Origin of the sequence: Leptolyngbya cf. ectocarpi LEGE 11479, from assembly GCF_015207065.1 — a bacterium.
GTDB lineage: Bacteria > Cyanobacteriota > Cyanobacteriia > Phormidesmidales > Phormidesmidaceae > Leptothoe > Leptothoe ectocarpi.
Window position 1 is genome coordinate 1 of record NZ_JADEXP010000631.1, and the last position, 1364, is coordinate 1364.

At 51.0% G+C, this 1364-nt stretch carries 2 protein-coding genes; both read left to right on the forward strand.

Going from position 1 to position 1364, the window contains the following annotated elements:
- Positions 1–78 precede the first annotated feature (78 nt).
- Positions 79–747 (forward strand): DUF3153 domain-containing protein, encoded by a 669-nt coding sequence (locus tag IQ260_RS30615; RefSeq protein ID WP_193996805.1) that lies wholly within the window; start codon positions 79–81, stop codon positions 745–747.
- Between the two features lie 124 nt (positions 748–871).
- Positions 872–1228 carry a lipopolysaccharide assembly protein LapA domain-containing protein gene (locus IQ260_RS30620; RefSeq protein ID WP_193996806.1) on the forward strand — a complete coding sequence of 119 codons (357 nt, stop codon included), beginning with the start codon at positions 872–874 and terminating at the stop codon, positions 1226–1228.
- Positions 1229–1364 lie beyond the last annotated feature (136 nt).

The window sequence follows — 1364 nt, forward strand, 5'->3', positions numbered from 1 at the left end:
CAGTGAAGTCAATACCGAAGACAACGGGTTTGCCTGGGCAGCCCTAATTGGTTCTGCACTCTTGTTAGGAGGCCTCTGGTGGTTAAGTTAGTGCGATTACTCATCGTCTTGGTCCTTGCCCTGGGCCTAAGCGGCTGTGTCGATTATCAGCTCGGCATCCAGTTCGATAGCCAAACCCACGGTGTCCTGCTCCAAACCCTGCACCTAGATGAGCAATTTGTTGCCCTCAATAGCGAGGCTCGGCAGCAGTGGCTCCAGGTCTTTATCGAAGAGGCTAAGACATTTTCAGGTCAGGTTAAGTCTCTAGACGATGGCACCCTCCAGGTACGGATTGACTTTAATAACGGCGCTGACCTAGTGCAAAAATTTAATCAGCTCTTTGCCGAGGACGGTTTGATCACCCAGGTGCCGGGTGAGCAGCCGTTACTGGCTCACTTGGACCTCACCCAGCAGAACTGGGGGATCGCGCTGCTAAATCATCTCCATGCTGATATTGATCTCAGTCCGCTCAGGGCCGACAGTGCCATAGGCGATGGCGGTGCCCTGGACCGCTGGCGCACATTGGATCTAAGTTTTCAGATTGACGCCCTGGTGGCAGAAACCAATCGGTGGCCCCTGGTACCCGGCCAGCTAAATACGATTGATACGATGTTTTGGATCCCTAGCCCCATTGGAATTGGGGCGGTAGTGATTGCCTTGCTGTGCGCTGGCGGCTATGGGGTGCGCCATGGATTAAGCCGGTTGTGAGGTGGGCGGGGTGGACAAAGTTTACTCTACGTTTAAACTCATTTAATAAATAAAAAACTTCGGTCAATCCCAACATTCCTGTAGTAGCCTGAAGCTGTCTCAATACTATTTAGAGGTGACTATTATGCGGCAGGTTAACTTTGTCGTCATCTTTGTCATTTGCTTAGCCCTCGTCCTGTTTGGCATTGAGAATACGGCCCCTGCCACTATTCACATTGTGCGTGGGTTCGATATTGAAGCGCCGCTGTGTATCGAGCTGATGATTTCCCTCGGGGTGGGCGCTGTCCTAGCTTGGGTATTTAGCGTTTGGGTGCAGCTGCAGGGCTACTTCAATGTCAACCCTCAGGTTCAACAGCGAGAAATGCGCATTCAGCAACTGGAAGAAGATGTGGAACGTTATCGAGTGGAGCTAGAAGATCTACAGCCGATGCTGCCTGGCACAGCGGCTAAGGGTACAGAAACAGAAGAGGCTGTGGCTTAGCCAGTTTTTTAAATTTTTGTTTCTTCTAGGCTATAGTGCATTTGTTCACGCTATATATAGCGTGAACAAGTCCCGCATCAGGGTGTGTCCATGGCAAATTCCTTAGCTCAACGTGCGATCGCATTTCTCATTGACC